Here is a 1,125-nt window from a genome sequence, read left to right on the forward strand (position 1 = left end):
GAAGGGACGGGGACGTTCAACGGGAAGAGCCCGATTGGCCTCGCCGCCGCCGCAATCTACGCGGCAGGGCGACTCGCTGACAAGAACCTGACGCAGGACGAGATTGCCGACGTAGCAGAGATGAGTACGGTAACCATCCGCAACCGCTACCAAGAACTCCTGGACGTCTACGAAACGACCCACTCAGTCGCGGTCTGACATCGTCGGTTCTTCACTTGACTTCTCTTCGGACCACACCATCTCTGAGTGGTTCTTCTCGTTCCAGTCGACGTACCCATCTTCTAGCATCTCGACGACGGTCTGTCCGAGGTCTGTCAGCTCGGTCCGAATTTTCGACGCAACGTCTCCCTCGGGGACGACAGGCACCTCGAACTGAAGCGACTCTGTGACGGGGTCCCAGTAGAAGTCCATCTGTTCGATGAGACCTTCCTCTCGAACGAGTTCGTACTCAGATTCTGACAAGTCCGTGTACTCAGCCCACTCGTTGAACGCTTCACTCCACGCACCGTCTCGGAAGAACCCCTCTAATTCTCCCCGTCGCAGGTCGCTTTCGCCTTCGATTACTTCACTCGCATCTAGTTCACTTGGCGTTCCTCGGTTCGTCAAGTCTGGCGAACCGGGTGTCTCGACATCCAGCACCATACGATAGATGTTGGTGGGCAAAGACGTTAAATGACGTTGTCAGTTCACGAGTTGTCGTGCGCACTAGCGCATCGCGAGGAGGAAGACGACGTGTCGAACGCGTTAGGCGTCGGGCCAGCGTTCGATGTAAATCGCCTTGTCCGTGTAGAAGTTGATCATATCCTCTCCCTGTGCGTGCAAGTCACCGAAGAACGAATCTTTCCACCCGCCGAAGTGGAAGAATGCCATCGGCGCAGCGGTACCTGCATTGACCGCTAAGTTGCCCGCATCGACTTCGTGACGGAACCGTTTGGCGTCGCTGCCACGGTCAGTAAAGAGACTAGCGGCGTTTCCGAAGTCGCTTCGATTGACCAGGTCGATAGCGTGGTCGAAGTCGCGCGCCTCGACGAGTGCGAGAACCGGGCCGAAGATTTCTTCGCGTGCGATCGTCGCGTCAGGGTCTACGTCGCCGAAGATAGTCGGGCCGAGGAAACTCCCCTCGGT

2 protein-coding genes and 1 pseudogene are annotated in these 1,125 nt (G+C 57.2%); 1 reads left to right on the top strand and 2 read right to left on the bottom strand.

Annotated features, from left to right (window positions below; all coding sequences use genetic code 11):
• Positions 1-198 (top strand): annotated as a pseudogene (locus AUR66_RS17310) (transcription initiation factor IIB 2); the annotation flags it as partial.
• Here the strand turns inward: AUR66_RS17310 and AUR66_RS17315 are convergent.
• Positions 184-642, bottom strand: a complete 459-nt coding sequence (locus AUR66_RS17315; RefSeq protein ID WP_058573421.1) for a hypothetical protein — start codon at positions 640-642, stop codon at positions 184-186. The pseudogene AUR66_RS17310 and the gene AUR66_RS17315 overlap by 15 nt on opposite strands.
• Positions 643-744: 102 nt before the next feature.
• A partial coding sequence (locus AUR66_RS17320) for an aldehyde dehydrogenase family protein (protein ID WP_157533203.1) occupies positions 745-1,125 on the bottom strand: 381 nt, incomplete at its 5' end.

This window comes from Haloferax profundi (genome assembly GCF_001469865.1).
GTDB lineage: Archaea > Halobacteriota > Halobacteria > Halobacteriales > Haloferacaceae > Haloferax > Haloferax profundi.